This window comes from Rhodococcus sp. NPDC076796, assembly GCF_040702765.1.
GTDB lineage: Bacteria > Actinomycetota > Actinomycetes > Mycobacteriales > Mycobacteriaceae > Rhodococcoides.
This window is the reverse complement of sequence record NZ_JBFBMS010000001.1, coordinates 990,744-1,006,978: the sequence shown is the minus strand read 5'-3', so window position 1 is coordinate 1,006,978 and position 16,235 is coordinate 990,744. Positions and strand designations below refer to the sequence as shown.

Annotated in this window: 17 protein-coding genes; 9 read left to right on the top strand and 8 right to left on the bottom strand. The window is 61.7% G+C overall.

Annotation, left to right across the window (positions count from 1 at the left end; all coding sequences use genetic code 11):
- The first annotated feature begins 63 nt into the window (after positions 1 to 63).
- Together AB0366_RS04685 and AB0366_RS04680 are read left to right on the top strand one after the other, a co-directional pair.
- Complete coding sequence (locus AB0366_RS04685; RefSeq protein WP_366242889.1) at positions 64 to 1,491, top strand: MFS transporter; 1,428 nt, start codon at positions 64 to 66, stop codon at positions 1,489 to 1,491.
- A gap of 238 nt (positions 1,492 to 1,729) precedes the next feature.
- Positions 1,730 to 2,329 (top strand): putative glycolipid-binding domain-containing protein, encoded by a 600-nt coding sequence (locus AB0366_RS04680; protein WP_366242888.1) that lies wholly within the window; start codon positions 1,730 to 1,732, stop codon positions 2,327 to 2,329.
- Here AB0366_RS04680 and AB0366_RS04675 read toward each other — a convergent pair.
- Together AB0366_RS04675 and AB0366_RS04670 are read right to left on the bottom strand one after the other, a co-directional pair.
- Entirely contained in the window at positions 2,289 to 3,575 is a 1,287-nt protein-coding gene (locus AB0366_RS04675) for an alpha/beta hydrolase (RefSeq protein ID WP_366242887.1), read from the bottom strand. The two genes, AB0366_RS04680 and AB0366_RS04675, sit on opposite strands and share 41 nt — an antisense overlap.
- Positions 3,572 to 4,135, bottom strand: coding sequence for a TetR/AcrR family transcriptional regulator (locus tag AB0366_RS04670; protein WP_366242886.1), 564 nt, complete (start codon positions 4,133 to 4,135; stop codon positions 3,572 to 3,574). The genes AB0366_RS04675 and AB0366_RS04670 overlap by 4 nt, the downstream gene beginning before the upstream one ends.
- 117 nt (positions 4,136 to 4,252) lie before the next feature.
- Here AB0366_RS04670 and AB0366_RS04665 point away from each other — a divergent pair, with 117 nt between their 5' ends.
- Entirely contained in the window at positions 4,253 to 4,714 is a 462-nt protein-coding gene (locus AB0366_RS04665; RefSeq protein ID WP_366242885.1) for a GNAT family N-acetyltransferase, read from the top strand.
- 19 nt (positions 4,715 to 4,733) lie between these two features.
- On the opposite strand, the gene AB0366_RS04660 is transcribed toward AB0366_RS04665, so the two are convergent.
- Complete coding sequence (locus tag AB0366_RS04660) at positions 4,734 to 5,879, bottom strand: citrate/2-methylcitrate synthase (RefSeq protein ID WP_366242884.1); 1,146 nt, start codon at positions 5,877 to 5,879, stop codon at positions 4,734 to 4,736.
- An 89-nt stretch (positions 5,880 to 5,968) separates the two neighbouring features.
- On the opposite strand from AB0366_RS04660, the gene AB0366_RS04655 reads away from it, so the two are divergent.
- Positions 5,969 to 7,177 (top strand): citrate synthase, encoded by a 1,209-nt coding sequence (locus tag AB0366_RS04655; RefSeq protein WP_366242883.1) that lies wholly within the window; start codon positions 5,969 to 5,971, stop codon positions 7,175 to 7,177.
- Here AB0366_RS04655 and AB0366_RS04650 read toward each other — a convergent pair.
- Entirely contained in the window at positions 7,171 to 7,809 is a 639-nt protein-coding gene (locus tag AB0366_RS04650) for a TetR/AcrR family transcriptional regulator (protein WP_366242881.1), read from the bottom strand. The genes AB0366_RS04655 and AB0366_RS04650 overlap by 7 nt on opposite strands.
- A 246-nt stretch (positions 7,810 to 8,055) precedes the next feature.
- Here AB0366_RS04650 and AB0366_RS04645 point away from each other — a divergent pair, with 246 nt between their 5' ends.
- Genes AB0366_RS04645 through AB0366_RS04635 form a run of 3 tightly spaced genes read left to right on the top strand, consistent with a single transcriptional unit; the run spans position 8,056 to position 11,500 of the window.
- On the top strand, positions 8,056 to 9,180 hold the full coding sequence (locus tag AB0366_RS04645; RefSeq protein WP_366242879.1) for a DUF5938 domain-containing protein: 1,125 nt from the start codon (positions 8,056 to 8,058) through the stop codon (positions 9,178 to 9,180).
- A gap of 11 nt (positions 9,181 to 9,191) precedes the next feature.
- Complete coding sequence (locus AB0366_RS04640) at positions 9,192 to 10,748, top strand: long-chain fatty acid--CoA ligase (protein ID WP_366242878.1); 1,557 nt, start codon at positions 9,192 to 9,194, stop codon at positions 10,746 to 10,748.
- Positions 10,745 to 11,500 carry an SDR family NAD(P)-dependent oxidoreductase gene (locus AB0366_RS04635; RefSeq protein ID WP_366242876.1) on the top strand — a complete coding sequence of 252 codons (756 nt, stop codon included), beginning with the start codon at positions 10,745 to 10,747 and terminating at the stop codon, positions 11,498 to 11,500. The genes AB0366_RS04640 and AB0366_RS04635 overlap by 4 nt, the downstream gene beginning before the upstream one ends.
- Before the next feature lie 19 nt (positions 11,501 to 11,519).
- Here the strand turns inward: AB0366_RS04635 and AB0366_RS04630 are convergent, their stop codons facing one another.
- A complete protein-coding gene (locus AB0366_RS04630; protein WP_366242874.1) occupies positions 11,520 to 12,452 on the bottom strand; it encodes a TIGR01777 family oxidoreductase in 933 nt (310 codons plus the stop codon).
- Complete coding sequence (locus tag AB0366_RS04625) at positions 12,449 to 13,120, bottom strand: TetR family transcriptional regulator (protein WP_366242873.1); 672 nt, start codon at positions 13,118 to 13,120, stop codon at positions 12,449 to 12,451. The genes AB0366_RS04630 and AB0366_RS04625 overlap by 4 nt, the downstream gene beginning before the upstream one ends.
- 164 nt (positions 13,121 to 13,284) lie before the next feature.
- On the opposite strand from AB0366_RS04625, the gene AB0366_RS04620 reads away from it, so the two are divergent.
- A complete protein-coding gene (locus tag AB0366_RS04620; protein ID WP_366242872.1) occupies positions 13,285 to 14,226 on the top strand; it encodes an SMI1/KNR4 family protein in 942 nt (313 codons plus the stop codon).
- 67 nt (positions 14,227 to 14,293) lie between these two features.
- Positions 14,294 to 14,704: an SRPBCC family protein gene (locus AB0366_RS04615; protein ID WP_366242870.1), complete on the top strand. Its 411-nt coding sequence runs from the start codon at positions 14,294 to 14,296 to the stop codon at positions 14,702 to 14,704.
- On the opposite strand, the gene AB0366_RS04610 is transcribed toward AB0366_RS04615, so the two are convergent.
- The gene (locus AB0366_RS04610) at positions 14,698 to 15,534 is read right to left on the bottom strand and encodes an aminoglycoside phosphotransferase family protein (protein WP_366242983.1); all 837 of its coding nucleotides are present in this window, start codon (positions 15,532 to 15,534) and stop codon (positions 14,698 to 14,700) included. The two genes, AB0366_RS04615 and AB0366_RS04610, sit on opposite strands and share 7 nt — an antisense overlap.
- A gap of 209 nt (positions 15,535 to 15,743) precedes the next feature.
- Positions 15,744 to 16,139, bottom strand: a complete 396-nt coding sequence (locus tag AB0366_RS04605) for a DUF1761 domain-containing protein (RefSeq protein WP_366242869.1) — start codon at positions 16,137 to 16,139, stop codon at positions 15,744 to 15,746.
- Positions 16,140 to 16,235: the final 96 nt, after the last annotated feature.

Below are 16,235 nucleotides of genomic sequence, written 5' to 3'. Positions count from 1 at the left end.
GACCCAGGCTGCAGTCGGTTACAAGAAGTAACCAACTGATGTTTTGTCACCGAGGAGAGTGTTGTGACCGAATCCGAATCAGCAATCGAAGGCCATGTGTCGCTGCTGCCGGGCCGTGCGTGGGTCGTACTGAGTGTCGTGACCGGAGCGTTGTTCCTCGAAGGGATCGACATCGCGATGCTGAACGTGGCAGTGCCCAGCATTGCTGCCGATATCGGCCTCGGCACCGGTTCGGCCCACTGGGTGATCAGCGCCTATGTGCTCGCGTACGCGGGGTTCATGATTCTGGGTGGTCGCGCCGCCGACGTCCTCGGACGACGACGGGTGTTCTTGACGGCTCTTGCCGTGTTCGCGGCTTTCTCTGCAATCGGTGGGTTGGCGCAAGAATCATGGTTGTTGATCGTGGTCCGGTTCATCACCGGCGCAACTGCCGGTTTCATGACACCCGCTGGATTCAGTCTCCTTACCACGACATTTCCAGAAGGAGCGCTGCGCAACAAGGCCCTTGCCATCTACGGAGCTATCGGGGCCTCCGGATTTCTCCTCGGAGTGTTCGCCGGAGGCTTGCTCACGTCACTGGACTGGCGGCTGGTCTTCTTCGCCCCGGCTTTCCTGGGGCTCGGATTCCTCGTTGCAGGAGGGCTTTTCATCGTGCGCGACGCAGAAGAGACCGAAGATCGAGCCCGCGAATCGTTCGATTTTGTTGGAGGCGCGACGCTCACTGCAACGATGGTCAGCCTGGTGTACGGGATTGTCACCGTAGGAGAGAACGTGTCCAACGTACTGGGGCTCAGTGCATTCGGTGCCGCCGCTCTACTCGGGTGCGCCTTCGTCGCCATCGAGAGGCGAGCGGAAAACCCGTTGATCCCCGCAGGAGTGCTGACAGCCGGACTGCTGCCGTGGGCAACGTCGGTGGGATTGCTGTTCATCGGAGCCTTCTTCGCATGGCAATTCGTCCTGACGCTGTATCTCCAAGAATTGTTGGGTTGGACTCCGCTGCAGACAGGCACTGCATTCGCGGCGATGGGGATCGAGTTGGTCGTTGCACCGTTCCTGACACCGAAGTTGGTCGCCCGATTCGGCAACGTTGCAGTGATGCTTGCCGGACTCGGGGCGGTGGCACTCGGGTTCGTTCTGACCCTCCGGTTGGATCAGGGCTCGGGATTCGGCGACCTGCTGCCATCGCTGCTCCTGCTGGGCTTGGCATTCGCATTCATCTACGGCCCGCTGACTGCTGCTGCAGTAGAAGGCGTCAGCGATGACAAGCATGGATTGGCGGGTGGAGTTGTATACACCGGATTCCAATTCGGTGCTGCCCTGGGCGTCTCGATCGTGACGGTAGTGCTCGTCGGCGGAAGTCTCGGCGAGCCGTCGGTCGAGGACTACCAGCGTGCATTGATCGTCCCCGCCGTGGCAGCAGGACTCGCCCTGAGCATCGGAATACTGCTGTTCGTTCGTCAGCGAACGAGCGTGGGTCAGGACGCGGATTGACGTGCATCGGTGGCCGAGTCGCGACGGGCGATAGCTTCGGTGATATCGGCAATGGCCTCGCGGATGCCTACGCCGTACGAATCGTCCGGAAGGTCCTGGAGCGACGCATGATGGCATCGAACTCGGTTGTCGGTAAGGGCATTTGCAGCATCGAGAGCCCGAGTATTCCATGCCAAGGGATGCAGCTGTTGTCCAGGTAGTCTCGACCTTCGAGCGCACATCGATACGGAGTCCCGATATGACGATCGAGAAACACGACCTCCACGAACTTCCCGAGACTGCAGCGTGGCGGCACCGCGGATTGCGCGACGGCTTCGAGGTGGCGTACTTCGCTTCGAACCCTGCGGACGGCACGACTCGTATCTGGGGTAGCAGTGTCGCGGTGGAAGGATCCACGAGCTATGCAGTGTCCTATCGCGTGATCGTCGACGAACAGTGGGCAACGCGTGAGGCCACTGTCGAAACGCGGACCCGCCACGCGACGTGGAGCACTGACATCGCTCGTGACGAGAACGGCACGTGGTTCGTCGACGGTGAAGTGCGCACTGATCTGGCTGCATGCGTAGACATCGATCTCGAAGCTTCTGTCGTCACCAACACCATTCCAGTCCATAGACTCTGGGCAGAACCCGGTTCGCACGAGGTGCGCGCGGTGTATGTGCGCGCCACTGCGAACGTGGTCGAAGTGCTCGACCAGAGGTATGACATCCCCGCGACCGCCACATCACCGTTCTCGCTCGGCTACACCGCCCCGCAGTTCGACTTCTCCGCAGATCTTCGTTATGACGCTTCAGGACTCATCGTCGAGTACCCGGAGCTCGCCGTCCGAATGGACTGAGTCGGCTCACACGTCGAACAGCAGTCCAGGCCGTGTCGAGCCTGAGTCTTGCCGAAATAATATGCGGCAGAAAGCGTGTGGCAGAACCGCGAACGGCCAGTTGTCGGATGATCTGTGTGTCCGACGGCCTGGTCAACCTGTTGGACTGATTCTGAGCCATACGTTCGATGACGTGCAGAGCCACCAGCTGGTGCGTATCGAGCGCACTGTGGCCGTTGTCGATTCCGAGCAGAATCGAACCGGGGATCGAAGCGTGGGCGCGCTCGGCTATCGGTCGGGGAGTGCGTAGATCGCGACTTCCGGTGATGATCACCGTCGGCCACCGGAATCTCGAAAGATGCGCGGGAATGTCGAATGGCTCCTTGGAGAACGGTGGGTATTTGGCTGCAGCAGAAATGAATTGAGTTGCCGGATCGAACGGGCCACCGTCGGGCGGGGGTGCGTAGTTCAGTTCGGTGAACGCGATGCCGGCGACCGGCCCGAACTCCATCCAGAAACGCGTCGCGACCTCGTCTTCGATTTCGCTTCTTCCGAGATTCGACACGAAGGCCCAGGTTCGCTGCGCTTTTCCGGACGTCGCCTGCTTCAGAAATCGTTGCAGCAGTGCGGGTCCGCCGAATTCATAGGTGAGTCGCGCAACGTCGCTCGCGTCGTCCTTGGTGTGGGTACCCCCGGCGATCAGATCGCGCAGTAGCCGCGCACTGGACTCGGTGTCGGGGTGCTGTCCGTCCCAAAGCAGTGATCGCGCGTGTGACCGAACCGCATGGTGATCGTGCGCCGACAGCACTGTCGAATCGAGGATCATCCCGGCTACCGAGTGTGGGTGCTCGATACCGAAGCCACACGCGAGGTATGTACCGTACGAAGAGCCGTACAGCACTGCAGCATCGATGTTCTCGTGCTCGAGCACAGCTGCGATATCGCCGATCACCGCTGAGATCGTGATCGCTGCACGCGGAAGATCGTGTCCGGTGGTGTCGGCGCGGGAAAGGCCGATTCCCCGATGCTCGATCATGACGACGTCCAACCCACGTGCGGTTGCGCGCCGACGGAAGCGTCGATAGGGGAGAACCGAGGCCAACCCTGGTCCTCCAGGGAGAACGACGACAGGCCGGGGTGACGGCGGTCCGGTGCGGGTGTATGCCAGATCGAATTCAGGGCAGTTCGTGGTCGCTGGGCGGCGGAGACTGCGAAGCCCGGGACTTGTCGATGCAAGTCTGCGTAGTTTGTCTTGGTCTCTTGTCACTGCACTGCCTTGGCCAACAATTCTGAGAAGTGCTGTGCGAGCAATATTCTGCCGCGCTCGATGGTCATCGGGGATCCAGGAGTCAACGCTTCGAGGGTCAGGCCGACGGTCAACGCAATGGCAGTCTCGTTTGCATCGTCGATCATGTCGTCGGCCACGAGACCCTCGTTGGCGAAGTTCCGCAACCATCGGCGCATGTGCTGGTGCGACCGGCGTGCCGCAGCGGTAAGGAGTTGCTGGCTCGCCACGGATGGAGTTGGACCCAAGGCAGTGGAATAGTAGGCGAACCACAGACCCAGCGCTCCGGGCTTGTCAAGGTCGGCCGGCAGGAACTGCCTGACCATGTCGGCGATCCGTGCATCGATTGGTGCTGTCGAATCGAGCACGATCGAATCGTCTATCACCGCGTCGACCCGACGCTCGACGATCGCATCGAACAGATCCCTCTGTGTCGGAAAGTAGTGTCGCAGAGTTCCGATTCCCACACCTGCTTCGTGCGCAGCAGCTCGGACGGTGACTGCCTCGAGACCGTCACGGTCTGCCAGGGAACTTGCAGCCAAAAGAATGGCGTCCCGTCGGCTACTCCGTCTACTGTCAGGCACAGAACCCAAATTAGCACAACGTACTAGGACGATGTACCAGTAGTGGCGACCGTGGGCAGAGAAAGCAGGACGAATGTGAACGAGGTGACAGTTCGACGGGCACGCATCGGCGACGTGGATGATCTCGTCGAGTTGCGTACCGAAATGTTTCGATCGATGGGCAGCGCCACTGGCGGCGAACGTTGGCGTGCAAATGCATTCGACTGGTTCGTCGACCGATTGGACGATGCGGACTACGGCATTTTTGCCGTCGAACACGACGGTGTCATCAAAGCATGCGCCATGGGTGCCGTTCGCGACGCGGCACCCTCGCCGCTCTCGCCGAATGGGCGTGACGTCTTGATCAGCAACATATGCACTGCGCCCGACGCCCGAGGTCAGGGATTCGGTGGCAGAGCGTTCGATGCGGTGATGGACTGGGCTCGTCAGACTGGGATTGCGCGGGTGGAGTTGATGGCGACGCACTCCGGGCGCGGAATCTATGAGCGGAGCGGATTCACTGCCAACGCCTTTCCTGCTATGCGGGCGAGGTTGTGACTGCTCCGCAGTGGCGTGCTCAAGTGCCCTGGGCGGCACTTTTTCGCACCACTGCCGAAGACACTGGCCCGTCGTAGCGAGCGATCGGCCGGATGATCTTGCTGTCGTGCGACTGCTCGACGATGTTGGCGCACCACCCCACCATCCGACTGCACGCGAAAGTGGGTGTGAACATCGACCGAGGAATTCCGCAGAGCTCCATCACGACGCCTGCGTAGTACTCCACATTGGCGTACAGCTTGCGGTCCGGCTTGAGATCCGCGAGCGCAGCAGCGATGACCTTCTCGACCTGCACGGCCTTGTCGATCAGGTCACCGCCCAACTCCTGTGCCGTATCGCGAAGCATCACCGATCGGGGATCGTCGGTTCGGTACACCGGATGTCCGAATCCCATGATGCGTTCGCCTGCAGTAATTTTCGCTCGTGCCCACGCGTCTGCAGAATCGACGTCGGCAATCTCGTCCAGCCCGTCGAGGGCACGATCCGGGGCGCCTCCGTGCAGCGGTCCGGCAAAGGCACCGATCGCAGCGCACACTGCCGATGCGATGTCCGACCCCGTCGACGCCACGACTCGCGCCGTGAAGGTCGACGCATTGAACCCGTGATCGATCGTGGCGGAGAGGTATCGGTCGATCGCTCGGGCGTGGTCGGCCTCGGGTACCTGCCCGGTGATCATGTACAACCAGTTCTGAGCCGTCGTCAGATCATCGCGTGGATCGATGGGTTCCTTGCCGGCCCGAATCCTGTGTACGGCAGCCAGAATGGTCGGCGTCATCGCGCACAGACGCAGGGCGGTCGCACGTTTGTCCGATTCCGAAGACTCGTACAGCGGCACAGCACCTGCTATTCCCGACAACACCGTCCGCAGTGCGAAGAGTGGTTGCTCGGGACCCGACAACGCCACCGTCTTCACGTCCGCTGCGACGTCCTTCGGCATCATGCGCAGCGGGGCCACCGTACGCAGGAACTCGGCGCGCTCGGCGTCGCTCGGCAGCCGGCCTTCGACCATCAAGAACCAGGCGTCTTCGAACGTGCCCGTCAGGACCAGGTCGATCGCCGAGTACTGGCGGTAGTGATAGAAACCCTCGTCGCCTCGTACATCTCCGATCGATGTGGTGGTGACGACGACGTTGTGGAGCCCTCGTGGGGCGTCGAGAACGGTCATGGCTGCACTCCTTTGCGCTGGTCAACCCCTACGATCCGCGTTAGTGTTGATTCTTGTCAATGTTGATCGAGTCAATGTGAAAGGTGGACATGACGCACGCCGACGGTCGAAACATGCTCACCACCGTGCAGGCCGCCGCACGGCTGGGCGTCAAGCCGGAAACGGTGTACGCCTACGTCAGCCGTGGTCTGTTGACCAGTACTCGACTTCCCGGAGTGCGGGGGAGCGTGTTCGACGTGGACGAGGTGGAATCTCTCGCCGGACGCGATACCGCTAGGCGCACCGATATCGGTGCCGTGGAAAGAATTCGGACTCGGATCACGCTGATCGACGACGGGCATCTCTACTATCGGGGGCGTGATGCCGTCGAGCTCAGCTCACGCACTTTGGAATCGGTTGCACATTTCGTGTGGACAGGTGAGCTGGTGGACGGAACCCAGTTCGTCGCCGATCCCGTTGTGGTACAACGATGCCGAGATGCACTGGGGCTGATGGCACCGGACTGCCGGTCCATCGATCGGATCCGCATCGCCGTCGACATTGCCTCCACCTACCGACCGATGCGATTCGACACCGGGTCCACATCCGTTGTCCGCGAGGCAGGGCAGCTGCTGGTGACGGTCGCAGCAGCCCTCGGTTGTGGTTCCTCTGAGCTTCCGATCGCCGAATCGGTCTGGGAGGCAATCACGTCCGACGAGTCCGATCCGAACGGTCTTGTGGTGCTGCAAGCTGCGCTCGTCCTGATGGCCGATCACGGTCTGGCCGCGTCGACGCTCGGAGTTCGGGTTGCTGCGAGCACCCGAGCGAATCTGTACTCCATAGTCTCGGCGGGGCTCGGCTGTATCGACGGCCCCCTGCACGGCTCCGCCGCCGATCCCGTGTACCGGTTCCTGACGACGGCGATCGCCGATCCGATAGGCGCTCTCGCAACACATTTGAGGTCGGGAGAGCGGGTGCCCGGCTTCGGGCACGTCATCTACACCGACCGAGACCCGCGTGCCGAGGAACTACTGCGATTGCTTCGGGACCCAGCTCACGGTGCGGACCTCGTGGTGGTCGCTGCTGCGGACGTCATCATCGAGGAGGTGGGGAACAGATTCGATACGTTTCCCAACTCGGATTTCGCTCTTGCCACATTCACCCTCGCCTACGGGCTCAGAGCTGACACGCCGGAAACGGTGTTCGCCCTCGCCCGAATTGTCGGGTGGACCGCACACGCCCTCGAAGAGTACGACGAAGCGCCCCTGCGCTTTCGGGTTCCCGGCATCTACACGGGAACTCGGCCGGGAACCTACTGAGGCGTCGGGCAATCCAGTAATGCGAACGCTGCGAGTAGTTGGCGACGCGCGGCGGTGATCTCGGCTGTGTTGCCGGCCAGGTGGTGCAGTAGAGCGCGCTGAAAGATGCCGTCGAGAAGGATGTACGCGGAGGCCTTGTCGAGTGCAGGCGTGGTGCCGCGAAGTTCGCAGTACCGAGCCACCACTCGCCAGATCATGTCTTCGCGACGCTCCTCGATCTCGAGCACGTCGCTGCGGAACGAACCGTCGAACAGGGCCTGATTGCGGAGGTCGTACCAGAGACGGTGAATTCCGGCGTCCGCGGCCAGCGTGGCGAAATACTTCTCCTCGAAGTCCGCGTACAAGCCGGCGGCGTCCACCGCGTTGGCCACCACCTCGTCGTAACGAGTGACACAGATGGCCTCGTACTGGCGGACGGCGTGCGTGATCAGGTCGAGTTTGTCGGTGAAGTAGTAGTGGAGCACGCCGTGCGAGTACTCGGAATTCTGCGCGATCTCCCGCAGGGACGTGCGCGCATAACCCAATTCGGCCAATGTGTGCAGCGTCGCCTCGGCCAGCTCGGTCCGCTTGGACTCGAACTTGTTGCGGGCGCGCTCCTCGATACGCGCGCGCGGATCAGCGGTTTGGGTCATGGTCCGTGTCCTTTCCGCGCGTGGTCGTCACCTCAGTGTATGCCCGACGGCCGATCGAGGAACCTCGGCGTCGGCCAAATCCTGGGCAGTTGTCCAGAAAAAACTTGACGTCTGTACAAATTCTACCCTAGTGTGATCCACGGCACACGTCAGCAGGGCGGATGTTCCCTACGTCCCCTCCGGTGCCCGGAGTCTCAACCCATCTCGGTCCGCCGTGCGGACGGGCCGATCACGAGAGGACTTTTCATGCCAACCGACAAGCGCGTCGTCGTCTACGGAGCGTCGGGATACACCGGCCGACTGATCTGTGAATACCTGCGCGAGTACAACATCCCGTTCCTGGCCGCCGGACGCGACGAAGGCCGAGTCAAGGGCATCGTCGACGTGGTTCCCGGAATCGAGACCGTCGAGTACGACGTAGTCGAGGTCGACCACACCGCAGCGGCTCTCGCCGAAGCCTTCCGGGGCGCCGAGATCGTCCTCAACACGGTCGGACCGTTCTCGCGATACGGCCACGAAGTTGCGCAGGCGTGCATCGAGATCGGTGCGCACTACACCGACACCACGGGTGAGCAGGACTGGATGATCGACGCCGAGGCGAAGTACGGTGCCGAGTTCGCATCCCGAAACCTCGTACTCACACCAGGTTTGGCACAGATGTACAGCATCGGTGAAATCGCTGCGAACATCTGCCTCGAGACGCCGGGGCTGGACACACTCGACATCGAGGTGTTCTGGAAGGGACACCCGACGGTCGCGTCGACGAACACGATCCTCACCAACGCTGCGTTCTCCAAGGCCTACTACCTGGAGCAGAACGAGTACGTCGAATGGCCGGACGACGGCGTCATGCAGGTGGTTGTGCCCGGCCAGCACGACCTGGGCCTGGCTCTTCCCTGGGGTGGGACATCCCATCCGGTGTGGTTCAAGAACGATCCGCGCGTAGCGAATGCTCGGGCCCTGGGCGGTGTGATCAACAAGCCTCTGATGCTGGCAGTGCCTCAAATCATCTCTGCCGCAATGGCTCAGATGGAGGGCAAGTCCGATGCGGAGAAGTACGAGATCATCGACACGGTGTCGTCGTCGGTGCGCAGCGAGACGCCCCCACGGGAGAACCCGCGCATCAACACCTCACTCGACTCGGTCTACGCGTCGGGACCACTCGGTCGCGTGCACACCGTGATTCACGGCAACTGCAACTACAAGCAGACCGCACTGCTCAACGCCTACGCGGCGGCGCATCTGCTGCAGGGACCGCCGAAGAAGGTCGGATTCGCCTCGAGTTGCCAGGCATTCGGACATCGGGAACTGCTCGGCGTGCTCCGCGCGTTCGGACTGGTGCTCGAACCCATCGTCACTGCACACAGCTGAGGACAGGGCCGATGCGGCTGTCCGACTACCTCGACAAAGGTGTGTCACTGGGCCGAGACGCACCCTGTCTCACCATCGGTGACACCACCCGAAACTACGGCCAGGTGTACGACGACACAGTGGCCATCGCCGCTGCGTTGCAGCACAACGGGATCGAAGCAGGTGACCGGGTCGCCGTGCTCTCCGCCAACGACCCGCTGGCGTTGACCTGTGTATTCGCGATCTCGCGGGCAGGGGCGGTGTGGTGCCCCATCAATCCACGCAACGAAGCAGACGAGAACCGTCAACTGTTCGAGCTCTTCGGCTGCCGATTCCTGTTCTTCCAGAAAGCCTTCGCCGATGTCGTCGGTCGCATTCGCGAGCAGCTTCCTCGGCTGGAATGGCTCGTCTGCCTGGACGGCGACGTGCCGGGAGCGCTCTCGTACGACAGCTGGCTCGTCGAACACGGCTCCGATTCTGTTGCGGAGAGACGACCGGCGGACGGGTTGTGCATGATCGCCGGCACCGGCGGTACGACCGGAAAACCCAAGGGGGTGAGGCTGACCGAGGAGAACATGATGACCTCCACGGCAACGGCACTCATGAGCTACCCCTTCGGGGATCGACCCAGATACCTGGCTCTCGCGCCGCTGACTCATTCTGCGGGCGTGCTGACGTTTCCCATCCTCAGTCTGGGCGGACACGTCGTTGTCATGGGTGCTCCCGACGTCGGGAAATTCCTGTCGCTCATAGAACAACACGGGATCACCCACGCGTTTCTGCCGCCGACGGTGATCTACGGCGTGCTCGATCATCCGGATCTCGACGTCACGGATCTGTCGTCGCTGCGGTGCCTCTGGTACGGGGCCGCGCCGATGTCGCCGACTCGACTGGAAGAGGCGCTGACCCGCATCGGGCCGGTTCTCGGACAGCTCTTCGGGCAGACCGAGGCACCGAACATGATCGCAACACTCGCTCCGGCCGATCACTTCCGCAGCGACGGATCGATCGCCACCGAGCGACTGAGTTCGGCAGGCAAGCCGACTCCGCTGACAACGGTGGCGATCATGAACGACGACGGTGGACTGGTCGAGCGCGGCGAGCGCGGCGAAATCGTCGTTCGCGGTCCCCTCGTGATGCAGGGCTATCACGAGAATCCCGACGCCACAGTCGAAGTCGGTGCATACGGGTGGCACCACACCGGTGACATCGGGTACCTCGACGACGACGGCTACCTGTACGTGGTCGATCGTGCCAAGGACATGATCATCACGGGCGGGTTCAACGTCTACTCGGCCGAGGTGGAACAGGCCCTGCTGTCGCATCCGTCGGTGAGGGAATGCGCCGTCGTCGGCCTGCCCGACGATAAGTGGGGCGAACGAGTCACTGCGGCAGTTCTGTTACGGCCCGGCCGTGACGCGTCCGACGAGGAACTGATCACCCACGTGAAGGCGCGAATCGGAAGCATCAAGGCACCCAAACAGATTCAGATCTGGACCGACCTTCCCCGCTCGAAAGTGGGAAAGATCCTCAAAACCGAAGTACGCAGCACCATGTCTCACTCATCATCGAAGGGAAGCACATCATGACCGAGTTCGAGGGCAAGCGAGTATTCGTGACCGGATCCGGAGCCGGCATCGGAAAAGCCATCTCTCAGATGTTCATCGAGCGCGGCGCTCGTGTCGTCGTCAGCGACATCGACGAAGGCGCAGCAGCGAAGACGGCCGAGGAGATCGGTGCCGCCGGCATCGCGAACTGCGATGTGTCCGAGGAGAGTCAGGTGCAGAGTGCGGTGGCGCAGGCCGTGGAGATTCTCGGTGGACTCGACATCGTCGTCAACAATGCGGGAATCGAAGTGTCGTCGCCGCTGCTCCAGCAATCGACGGAGAGCTTCGACAAGATCTACGCCGTCAACGTCAAGGGCACGTTCCTGGTGATGAAGGCCGCGATCGGTGCACTGGTCGAGTCCAAGGGAAACATCGTCAACATCGCCTCTCTCGCCGGGGTGGGCGGCACCGCATTGCTCGGGTCCTACTGTGCCACAAAGGCTGCAGTCATCCAGCTCACGCGCGTCGCTGCCATCGAGATGCGCGCATCGGGAGTGCGGGTGAACGCCGTCTGCCCCGGATTCGCCGATACCGCAATGGTCGATCGATTGGTCCCGGACTTCGAAGCAGCGACCCAGATCCCGTTCGGTGACCTCGTCAAAGCCAAGCAGGGACGGCTGGGAACACCGGAGGACATCGCGGAAGTGACGCTGTTCCTCGCCTCCGACCGGGCGTCATGGATCACCGGAAGCCATTACATCCTGGACGGAGGTTTGTCTGCGTCGCTCGTCTAGGTTCGAGGGTGCCCCGTCGTCAGCCGAGGGCGACGGGGAGCAATCCCCGGGGCGTCTCGGACGCGATGTCGACAAGCGCATCGTCCAGCTTGGGATACTGGAACTCGAAACCACTGCCTGTCAACACATGTGGCTCCACCCATCGGCTCTTCAGCACCAGTTCGGCCTCCGTTCTAATCACCCGTGCACCGAACTGGAGCAGCCACGCCGGTGTCGGTAGACCGTGACTGCGGCCGAGAACATTCCTGACCTGCTGCATCATGTCCTCGTTGGTTACCGGGAAGGGAGTAGCAACGTTGACCGGCCCGGAGATACCAGTGTTGTCGTAGAGATGATCGAGGGCACGAGCGACATCGGCGACATGAACCCAACTGAACATCTGGCCACCGTCGCCCATCTTTCCGCCGAGCCCCACTCTGGCCAGGTCGATGATGGGGTTGATGGCTCCGCCGCCTGCGCCCAGCACGATCGACATACGTAGCGCCACTTTGCGAACGGCCACATCGGCGTCGAACAGCTCACGCTCCCAAGCGCGGGCGACCTCGACGGAGAATCCCGACCCGATGTCGCCGGATCGTTCGTCCATCGGCCTGTCGCGCGAATCGCGATAGATAGTGCCGGTGCTGGCGTTGACCCACAATCGAGGTGCGTTTTCTACGTCGGCGATGGCACGGCCGAGTTGCGCCGTCGTCTGGATGCGCGATGACATGATCTCGTCCGCGTTCGTCTTGTTGTAGCGACAGCTCACCGAGCGGCCCGCGAGATTGACGACCAGATCGGAACCGTCGAGTACATCGACGAGGCTGCGATGATCGGACCACGTTGCATCGCTGGATGTTCCGCGTCCGACGGTCCTGACGCGAATACCGCGATCTTCGTAGGAGCGACGCAGGTACCGCCCGATGTAGCCGGAGGCACCGCACAGGACGACGGTCGATGGTGAATCACTCATTGTTCGAGCCCTTCTGGGGACGTCATTCGTCTCAACAGGCCGGCCACGTCGGTGACCAGCCCCCGCGCCACCGGGAGGCGAGCGAGGCGTACGGCTTTGGCCACCACCGGCACGAGCCCGTCGACCAAGGTGCGGGTGCGCGCCTGGTTGTCCGAAGAATCGGTGACCCAATGGAGGGTGACACCCATGTAGATCATCCAGAGCAGCTGTGGCAGAACATCCTTCAGAGAGGCCGGAACCTTCTGTTTCGACGTCTCCAGGGTGATTTGCATGAGGTCGATGGCCATGGACCTGGCGTCGGACGATTCCTCCGAGAACGGACTGGAACTGGACCGGGTGGGCAACGCCAACTGCAGGAAGGATCCACCGAAGGCGTGATACGGCTCCATCACGTCCAAACCGGAATGCAGAACGGCAGCAAGGTTTTCGGACAGTGATCCGCCGTCGACGAGGACGTGGAGCGCACGCTCGCGATGATCGCGCTGAATCACGATGTACAACTCGTTGACCAGTTCGTCCTTGCCGGCGAAGTAGTAGTACGCATTCCCGAGAGAGATGCCCGCTTCGTCGGCGATACGACGCATCGTGGTTGCTTGAAACCCTTCCTCGCGAAAGAGGCGTAGAGCTACCTCGACCACCTTGTCGCGAGTCTCGGACGTGCGAGCCATCGATTCACCTCAATTCTGAACGTGTTCAAAATTGACCGTAGACCTAAATTTGAACATGTTCAAGGTCTCGCAAGCGGGTCGCAGCGGGAGGTGCTCAGTCGTAGACCCGGCCGCGTGTGCCACCGGGGCGTAATGTCGCACTCGGCGGGCTTTAGGGTGCACGCATGGTCTATTGGGCGATGTCACAGGTCGATTCGGCGGCTGTAGTCGTGATTCGAGACGGTTATGTCGACGGCGACGATGCCGCGTTCGGAGAGGTTGTCGATACTGCGTTGTCATCGCTCATGGAGCGGCCAGCGGCTGCCGTCTGGGCGACATTGAGCGCGACGCACGTCCAGGTACCCGAGTTCGGTGACGTGTCCAAGTCTCGCATGGACCTTATTGCAGACGTGAAGCGAAGAATCCGCGACGAGGAGAACCGTCGGCGAGCCAGTGGATCGGTGCCGTCGAGCAATCTGCATGAGACGCGACCAGGATCGGTGCGCGAGCAGTGGGCCCGCATCGCGACATGGCTGCACGAGCGTTTTCCGGAGAACTCGATCTCGGGGGCCGAAGCCGAATCGATCGAACAGGCGATATCCGCGACTGGGCAGAAGTGGCCTGCGGAGCTTGTCGAGTTCTTCGAGCTGGTCGACGGCGATACCTCAGGGCCCGCATTCGTCGCGATCTTGCCCAGCTACCAATTCCTGACTCTCGACGCGATGGTCGAGGAGCGAGCAGAGATGATTCAGATCTGGGCCGACGTGTGGAGCTCACGTGGGTTGGAAGTGCCGCCTTGCGCGGGGGAAATGTCATTCACCTTCGCTCCTGCCTTCGTTCCGTTTGCAGGCATGGACGGCAACTTCTTGTTCGTCGACACCCGTCCCGGCGAGCTGTATGGATGCGTTTCCGAATTCGACAAGTCGGGATCTGACGAACGCGGTCCACGTTGGCTGTCGATCAGCGCCATGCTGAGAGATCTGGCAGACAGTCTCACTCAGAACAAGGAGTTCGACGAGTGTTGGCAGTGGTCCATCGAGGGCGCTGCCCTTCAATGGGATTGGAGCCGCGCGAACTCTGTTGCGCGGGACATTCGGCGTGCGCTTCGCTCCGGCCGCAGCTGGTGAATTCACGATCTCGACGCCGGTCCGATTTCGGGAGAGCGCCGCGGAACCTTTGCGTATGGTCCCTGGTATGAATCGAGAACCCGTCGTGGCAAGTCGGCACGTCAGCCAAGTTATTGGGTGTACACCGGATCAGGTCTACGAGTTCGCAGCGAATCCTGCGAATTTGCCCCAATGGGCAGCAGGATTGGCGAACAGCCCCGTGACCATCGACGGTGATCGGCTTCTCGCTGAATCGCCGATGGGGCAGGTGACAGTACGTTTCGTGCCACACAATGACCTGGGCGTCCTCGATCATGACGTGACGCTGCCGTCAGGGACGATTGTGAACAATCCCGTAAGGGTGCTGAGCCATCCGAATGGCGCGGAAATTCTGTTCACGGTCCGCCAGATCGAGCTCAGCGACGAAGAATTCGAGCGCGACCTCGGTATGGTGGCCGAAGACCTGAGACGACTCAAAGACGTGTTGGAAGCTCACTGACCACTCGCGTTCATCAACATGGAGATGTACGCGTCCAACCGGTCCTCCACAACTCCTGGCGTCAAGTCGACACGGCCCGCTTCGCGCCACGGGGCAGCCCACGACTGCACCTCCTCGGAGCACGCTAGTGCATCGCGCACGCGCCAATACTGCCGCGTCCGAGTGCTTTCGGAGAGTACGCCCCCGGCCTCTTCGTATGCAGAGGCGAACCGCGGTCCCCACTGTGGCCCGTGCAGTAGAGCAAGATTGGTCGAGCAGTGCGCTACATCGAGGTCCGTTGGCCCCCACGATGCCCCCGCCCAGTCGACAACTCCGGTGATGCTGGGCGCGGCGTTCTGCGATACGTCGAACAGAACGTTCCCGGGTTGGAAGTCGCGATGCAGAACTCGTCCGTCGTATGTCGGTACAGGCCCGCGTAGTACGTCGATCGCGGCGGCCCATACTTCCGCGTCGGCTCGTGCGGGCACCACGACGGTATCGGCAGTCGTCATTGCCTGATACTCACGGGGCCTGGGCTCGGCCTTCACGGCATGAATCTCGACGAGTTGCCGAGCTAGGAGGGGGACCCGATCGTCCACGCCCGCGTCGGCGAGAACCGTCGAACCTGGGAGATGGGTCATCAGGAGCGAGGGATACTCGCAATGAGTGGCTGTGGAATCGAATGTCACTAGTTCGGGGACCGGTACGGCTGACCCCGAAAGCGTTGTCAAAGCGGTGCTTTCCCGCTCCAAGGAGTCCTCTGCGTGCTGCAAATTGGCTGGATCTGTATAGGTACGCAACACGAGGTTCCGGCTGAATCCATCGGCGGTCCAGATGGTCAGCTTTCGCATCTCTGCGGTGATGCCGCCGGACAGTGTTTCGGATTCGATGATTCGTTCACCGGCGTTCAGGTGTCGACTCACCCATGCACGAGTAGACGGACCCACTGCCGAGGGTGGTTCGGGTTCGGTCACCACGTCACTGCATCAGACGATCCGACCATGTGCAAGGTTGTTTTCCTGACGGGAAGGCAACGAATCGATATGGCACGGAATGAACGTCAGCGAACCACTCCGAGGATCGCGCCCGCTACTGTCGCTCCCGTGAGGTGGTAGCTCGCGGTCACGACTCCGAAGACGAATGGTTGCGGAGTATGGGGCGTCAGCGCGTTGGTCAATGATGCTGCAGCGGAGGCTGATCCAACGCCGAGTCCGACGAGCACGCCCGATGTCACGGCGTCGGCGTCGATGACATCGATAACGAGAGCGATCACGATGGTTGTCACCGCCGAGCAACAGAGCGGAACCACATAGTAGGACAACGGGAATCGGCCTCCCGTCTGCGCCCGCTCATGCCCGATCGAACGATCCCACGCGCGCCCGAACAGGGGGCCGAACCAGAGCGCGCCGAGGGCGTAGTACACAACCGCCGCCACGGCTACATACAGCCAGTTCACGACACCGTCCTTCGGCCCGGTTGAGTCGCTCGGTCGACAACGGTCCAAGAAGTGGTGGTCATGATGTGATCGTCTCGAGACTGGAGGCCGGTTGTA